We start from the raw sequence: 5,919 nt of genomic DNA, 5'->3' as shown, positions 1-5,919 counted from the left end.
TCGATGGCGACGGCATGCCGTGGATCGGCCTGGCACCATTTCTCGAAGGCCGCGCGGTCGGCCTCGGTCACGTGGTCGTCGTGCAACAACGTCAGCCAGCGGGCGGCTTCACTGATGATCTGCTCGGAACTCACGACAGCGGGTCCGCCCCGTGCAGGGTGTGATAGCAATGCACCAACGCACTGGAGATGTAGTTCTTCACGGTGCTGGAAGACACCTGCAGTTGTTCGGCGATTTCGCTGTAGGTCAGCCCGTCGAGGCGACTGAGCAGGAATGCCTCGCGGGCCTTGGCGGGCAGGCCGATGAGCATTTCGGCAATGCGTTCCAGGGCCTGCAGTGCCACATGAATCGCCGCCGGGTCCGGCATGCCGGCATCTTCGCTCTGGATCGCCAGGGCTTCCATGTAGGCCTTTTCGATGCGCCGCCGACGCGCGCCATCGATCATCAAGCGCCCCGCCGTGGTGGCCAGGAAGGCGCGGGGTTCCTTGATGGTATGGGGGTCGGCCAGCAGCAGGATGCGGATAAACGCGTCGTGGGCCAGGTCGGCGGCATGTTGCGAGCAGCCGAGTTTCTTGCGCAGCCAACCGTGCAACCAGGAATGATGGTCGCTGTAGAGGGTGGTGATGGTCTGCTGGCGACGGGTTGTATCACCATCAGCTACAGGAAAGTCATGCATGCGCAAAAATTTCTCAAACAAGAAAGATTACCAATTGCGCGAACGATGACAGTAAAACGAAGGGGGAGCAAGGATGGAGTGATGGGTTGCAATGAATCTGCGACTTGCTGTGCGCACCTTGAAAGCGACCAGTGCGCACGCGACACTTCTGCGACTCATACAAGGACATCACGCATGACAACCTTCGCCAACACGGTCTCCACCCGCGAGGCCTATCAACTGCTCAAGGACGTGGCATTAGAGGTTCGAACGCTGAAACCCGTCAGCTCCAGCGACGAGCAAATGGTTGTCGACATCGACGGCTGGCAGGTCACGCTGTCAACCTGCGGGACGGCTCTGGAGTGCTGCCTGCGCTGTATTGCACCGGATAACAGGCAAGGTTCACTGGACACCTGGCAACGTTACGGCACCAATCCGCTCGATCTGATGAGCCTGTGGGAGCGAACGCAGCTGCAGCGCCTGGTGCATGCAGCCTTCGTTCGCTGAACGTGCCCTTTGCCCGCAATCACCCACTGCGAACATCAAACACTTTACGGATTAACGCCAGCTCCAGGAAACCCCGGTGTAAACCCCCATGCCATCCCCCGGCGTCGACCGCGCCACATCCAGCCCCTTGTCGTCATAACCCGGCGTGACCGTGTTCGCGTAACGCCGGTTGGTCAGGTTGCGCAGGTCGACCCAGGCTTGCCAGTCGTGCTTCGGCGCGTCGTACCCGAGCGTCGCGCCGAGCAGTGTGTAGGCCGCCGCGTAGTAGGAGTTGGCGTAGTCCACCGCGACCCGCGATGAATGTTCGCCATTGAGGCTGGTGTAGAAACCGCTAGGGTGGCTGTAGCGCAATTGCGCCTGGTAGTAGTGCCTGGGGATGCCGGGCAAGGTGTTGTCGCCGAAGCGGTCGTCGTTGCGGTAGTGGAAGTCGCTGTAGGTGTAGGCCTGGCGCAGGGCGAGCTGGCCCGTGCGGCCCCCGTCCCACAGCGGGCTGATCAGGCTCAGCTCCAGGCCTTGGTGCACGGTTGGGCTGGCGTTGGATTCGGCGATTATTGCGGACGTGGTGGACGTCGCGGCCTGGGTTTCGACGCTGAGCAGTTCGTGGCGCACCTCGGAGCGGTACAGCGCCAGGTCCCACTGGCCGAACCACGCTTCACCGCGACCGCCGACTTCCAGGGTGGTGGCGGTCTGGTTTTTCAGCTTCACGCCTTCACGTTGCAAACCGCTGGCCGGGCCGCTGCCCACGGGGAAGTACTTGTTGGAACCCCAGATCATCGACCACGCATGGGGCGGTTCCACCGAGCGACTCAGGTTGCCGTACACCTGCAATTGGGGGCTGAAGTCGTAGCGCAGGCCAACCCTTGGTGCGTAATCCCAATCGTGCTGGCTGACGGGTGTGTGGGTCTGCGGGTAGCTGACTTCGGTTTCACGACGGGTGTAGATCGCCGCCAGCCCGGTGGTCAGCCACAGGTCCGGCAGCAGTTCCAGGTCATTGCCGATATGCAGCACGCTGTCCGAACCCAGGTAGCTGTAGTCGCGGGTCCTGGTGCCGGGCGCGTAGCCCGCCGTATTGCCGGTGGGGATCCGCACGAACTCCGAGCCGCCGTTGTTCGGCATCGCCTGGGTGGTGCGCAGGCCGAGGGTGGTCTTGCTGTCACGCCCGAACAATGTGTCCTGGCGGATGTAATTCAGGGTGCCGCTGACGTCGGTGTAGGCAACCTTGAGACGGTTGGTGCCCTCGCGCAGGTCCATCGGATAATCGTGATACGCCAGCCCGACCTCGACCCGGGCGTTGTCGTCCAGGTGCAGGGTGGTTTTGTTGGCGATCCAGGTCGAGCCCGGTTGCGTGCGTTTCGAGTCTCGCGCCACGTTGAGGCTGGCGGCGGCGCGCGGGTCGTGGCTGATCTGGTCGCGGGTCAGTTTGCCGGGGGAATCGTTGTCGGTTTCGCGGTAGCGAAAGTAGAAGCGGGTTTCCAGGTCGGGGTTGAAGCGGTAGCCGAAGTTGGCCGCGATGCCCTTGCCGCTGCCGGCGCTGTGGTTCTGGAAACCGTCGTATTGCGAGTCGGTGAGGCTGATGTAGTAGTCGGCATCCCCCAGCACCTGGCCCGAGCTGATCTCTCGCTGGCCGTAGCCATGGCTGCCGGCTTCGTAGCGTACTTGCAGCCTGGGCGCGTCGTAGCCGGTGTGGGTCACGTAATTGACTGCCCCACCCAGGGCCAATGCGCCCTGGTCAAAACCGTTGGCGCCACGCAGCACTTCAACGTGGCTGAGCCACAACGGGTCCTTGAGTTCGTAGGGAGTGCCACCCGGGCCGGTCAGTGGCAGGCCGTCGAAGGTTTCATACAGGCCGGAAGCGTGGGCGCCCGGGCCCCGGTTGATACCCGAGCCACGGATCGAAAGCTTCACCCCTTCGTTGTTTGCCGCCTTGGCATAAACACCGGCCTGGTACTTGAACACGTCCTCGTTGGTGCTCACCCGTCCCTGATCGACGCTGCCCATGTCGATGTAGTTGGTGGCGCCGGGCACGCTCTTGAGCTGGGCCTGGGCCAGTTCGTCGACGCTGAGTTCGGCGCTGCTGACTTCGACGGGTGCCAGTTGCAATGTGTCGTCAGCCTGGGAAACCGGGCTGAAGCTCAGGGCGGCGCCAAAGCCCAGCAAGGGCCAGGCTTTTCGGGAGGTGAACGGAAACGCGGGGGGCATGGGGGTAAATCCTTGGAATTCGTTTTTGCGACGGGCTCGGTCCGGCACAAGGTCTGTGGTGGGAAGCCCGTGAAGCGCGGCGGGTCACCATTGATGAACGCACAGGCCCCCATTGGTGTTAAGTCCAAAATAGAATTACCAAATGCAAACTCAGTATTTATGGAAATAAGCGGCACCGATTACTGTAGAGCCATTGAGTCCCCAGAGATTTACGTCATGCAAACATCCGCCACCGTCATCGATTTCACCCTCCACCGCAAACGCCGCCAGGCTCGCGCAGCGGCTGAACTGATGTGGGCGATGTATGCGGCACGGGCCGGGGTCGCGCTGTTTACCGCACACGTCACCACGTCCAGCGATACCCGCCGGGCGTGAGGCGATGAATTTCCTGCACGCGATACCCGAAGTGCCCGACCTCCCCACCAAACCCAAGGACTGCAACAGCGGCGACGATGACGCCATCGGCCAGTGCGTCGCGCAGAACTTGCAGCGCCTGCGCAGTAAACGCTACCTGTCGCTGGATGCCCTGGCGCGCAACTGCGGCGTAAGCCGGGCGATGCTCGCGCAGATCGAGTCCGGGCGCAGCGTGCCGTCGATCAAGGTGCTGTGCAAGATCGCCAAAGGCTTGAAAGTGTCGGTGGCGGCGTTCCTGGAAAATCGAGCGTTCGAAGGGGTTGAGCTGCTGCCGGCGCAACAGAGCAAACGCCTGGTGAGTGCCGATGGCAGCTTCATCAGCCGGGCGCTGTTTCCCTACGATATGGCGCGCCAGTCGGAGTTCTACGAGATACGCCTGAAGGCCCTCGGCGAGGAAATTTCAGAAGGTCACGGGCCCGGGATCCAGGAAAACCTGGTGGTGGCCCAGGGCGTGCTGGAAGTCAGCGTCAACGAGGAACGCTACCTGCTGTCTACCGGTGACTCGATTTTGTTCTACGCCGACCAGCCCCACCGCTATCGCAACCCCGCAGACAGTGAGGCGGTGGCGTTCCTGGTGATCACCTACCCGGAACGCCTGGACTGAAACGCAAAAAGCCCCGGCACTCGCCGGGGCTTTTTAGATTTCACGCCAAACCAATCAGCAGGTGCAGCACATCATCGGCATGCCGTTGCAGCTCATCATCATCGGCATGGCGCAGTCGTTCATCATCTTCATCATCAGCATGCAGCAGTTGTTCATCATGTCCATGCTCATGCCAGGCATTGGCATCATCTTGCAGGTCATGCAGTCGGCTTCCATCTTGCATTCCATGACGCACTTCATCATCGGCATAGGCATGCCCATCGGCATCATCATCGGCATGTTCATGGTCGACATGCTGTTCATCATCGCCATGCCGTCTTCAGACATGCACATCATCGACATGTTGGCGCACTGCATCATCATCGGCATGCCGCAGTTCATCATCATCGCCATCATTTCGGCGTTATTCTTGAACATCGCCATGTCCATGCCCGCGGCCGGCTTCATGGTGCACATCATGGCCTCGTCGGTCATCTTGCAGGTCATGGTTGCCATCATCATCGGCATGCCCATCATCGGCATCATCGGCATCGCGTTGTTCATTGGCATCTGCATGGCGTTCATCATCTTCGAAACTCCGTAATCGACAGGAAATGAGTAAGTTCTGGGGCCGATTCTAGAGAGGCCGCACAACGGCGCAAGACGCTGGCCCAGCAGCAGGAATAGACGCTGCATGGGGATTTCCCGGGGCGCGGCAGCGGATAATTCCGCGATGACAGATGCTTTGGCGTGATCACGCCGGCCGGCTCCGCTATCAGGGCCAAACCGGCGCGATGGATATGCGATTGGGGAATGGCCCCCAATCAGAAGGAAATAAACGATCTAACCACGGTAGAAATACCCGCTCATTCGGCGAAGAAGCGGTTCGCCGGACGCGGCAGTCCGAGGTTTTCCCGCAGGGTAGAGCCTTCGTACTCGCGCCGGAAGATCCCGCGCCCCTGCAACTCGGGCACCACCCTGGCCACAAAGTCATCGAGCCCGCCCGGCAGCCACGGGAACATGATGTTGAAGCCATCGCTGCCCTCTTCTTCCAGCCACTGCTGCATCTCGTCGGCAATACTGTGGGCGGTGCCGACAAACGAGAGACCTGCATAACCGCCAAGACGCTGGGCCAATTGGCGCACCGTCAACTGTTCGCGATCAGCCAGCGCCAGTACCCGTTCGCGGGAGCTCTGGCTGGCGTTGGTTTGGGGAATCGCCGGGAGGTATTGGTCGGGATCAAACTTCGTCGCGTCGGTACCCAGCGCGATCGACAGCGAGGCAATCGCACTTTCGTAATGCACCAGGCTGTCGAGATGCGCACGAATCCGCCGCGCATCTTCCAGCGTATCGCCGACCACCACAAACGCCCCGGGCAAGATCTTCAGATGGTCGGGATGCCGCCCCACCGCCAGCATCCGGCGCTTGATATCGGCATAGAATTTACGCCCTTCCTCGAGCGTGCCGGGCGCCACGAAGATCACCTCGGCGGTTTCTGCCGCCAATTGCCGGCCGGGCTCCGAGGCGCCGGCCTGCACGATCACCGGCCAGCCCTGCACCG

The 5,919-nt window shown here is 61.4% G+C and carries 8 protein-coding genes; 4 read left to right on the top strand and 4 right to left on the bottom strand.

Annotated elements, in window-relative coordinates; genetic code table 11:
- Both HX846_RS10280 and HX846_RS10275 read right to left on the bottom strand, forming a co-directional pair.
- Window positions 1–134: FecR/PupR family sigma factor regulator (locus tag HX846_RS10280; protein WP_178965341.1), on the bottom strand; the 134-nt coding region annotated here is incomplete at its 3' end.
- Window positions 131–676 carry a sigma-70 family RNA polymerase sigma factor gene (locus HX846_RS10275; protein WP_102605591.1) on the bottom strand — a complete coding sequence of 182 codons (546 nt, stop codon included), beginning with the start codon at window positions 674–676 and terminating at the stop codon, window positions 131–133. The genes HX846_RS10275 and HX846_RS10280, both read right to left, overlap by 4 nt.
- Before the next feature lie 174 nt (window positions 677–850).
- On the opposite strand from HX846_RS10275, the gene HX846_RS10270 reads away from it, so the two are divergent.
- A complete protein-coding gene (locus HX846_RS10270) occupies window positions 851–1,162 on the top strand; it encodes a hypothetical protein (protein WP_102605590.1) in 312 nt (103 codons plus the stop codon).
- Between the two features lie 51 nt (window positions 1,163–1,213).
- Here HX846_RS10270 and HX846_RS10265 read toward each other — a convergent pair whose 3' ends face one another.
- Entirely contained in the window at window positions 1,214–3,361 is a 2,148-nt protein-coding gene (locus HX846_RS10265) for a TonB-dependent receptor domain-containing protein (protein ID WP_178965340.1), read from the bottom strand.
- A gap of 216 nt (window positions 3,362–3,577) precedes the next feature.
- Between HX846_RS10265 and HX846_RS10260 the strand changes: the two genes are divergently transcribed.
- The 3 genes from HX846_RS10260 to HX846_RS10250 all read left to right on the top strand — a co-directional run bounded on the left by HX846_RS10260 (window position 3,578) and on the right by HX846_RS10250 (window position 4,962).
- Entirely contained in the window at window positions 3,578–3,736 is a 159-nt protein-coding gene (locus tag HX846_RS10260; protein ID WP_003219684.1) for a hypothetical protein, read from the top strand.
- A gap of 4 nt (window positions 3,737–3,740) precedes the next feature.
- A complete protein-coding gene (locus tag HX846_RS10255; RefSeq protein WP_008436005.1) occupies window positions 3,741–4,379 on the top strand; it encodes a helix-turn-helix domain-containing protein in 639 nt (212 codons plus the stop codon).
- 61 nt (window positions 4,380–4,440) lie between these two features.
- Window positions 4,441–4,962 (top strand): hypothetical protein, encoded by a 522-nt coding sequence (locus tag HX846_RS10250; protein ID WP_043225000.1) that lies wholly within the window; start codon window positions 4,441–4,443, stop codon window positions 4,960–4,962.
- Between the two features lie 262 nt (window positions 4,963–5,224).
- Here the strand turns inward: HX846_RS10250 and HX846_RS10245 are convergent.
- Window positions 5,225–5,919: LLM class flavin-dependent oxidoreductase (locus tag HX846_RS10245; RefSeq protein WP_178965339.1), on the bottom strand; the 695-nt coding region annotated here is incomplete at its 5' end.

Origin of the sequence: Pseudomonas sp. K5002 (assembly GCF_013386655.1) — a bacterium.
Taxonomy (GTDB): domain Bacteria; phylum Pseudomonadota; class Gammaproteobacteria; order Pseudomonadales; family Pseudomonadaceae; genus Aquipseudomonas.
This window is presented reverse-complemented; position numbering and strand designations above follow the sequence as displayed.

Excerpts from the sequence above, each read along its gene's own strand:
- HX846_RS10275 (WP_102605591.1), bottom strand. The coding sequence starts at position 676 with ATGCATGACTTTCCTGTAGCTGATGGTGATACAACCCGTCGCCAGCAG.
- HX846_RS10270 (WP_102605590.1), top strand. The coding sequence starts at position 851 with ATGACAACCTTCGCCAACACGGTCTCCACCCGCGAGGCCTATCAACTG.
- HX846_RS10265 (WP_178965340.1), bottom strand. The coding sequence starts at position 3,361 with ATGCCCCCCGCGTTTCCGTTCACCTCCCGAAAAGCCTGGCCCTTGCTG.
- HX846_RS10260 (WP_003219684.1), top strand. The coding sequence starts at position 3,578 with ATGCAAACATCCGCCACCGTCATCGATTTCACCCTCCACCGCAAACGC.
- HX846_RS10255 (WP_008436005.1), top strand. The coding sequence starts at position 3,741 with ATGAATTTCCTGCACGCGATACCCGAAGTGCCCGACCTCCCCACCAAA.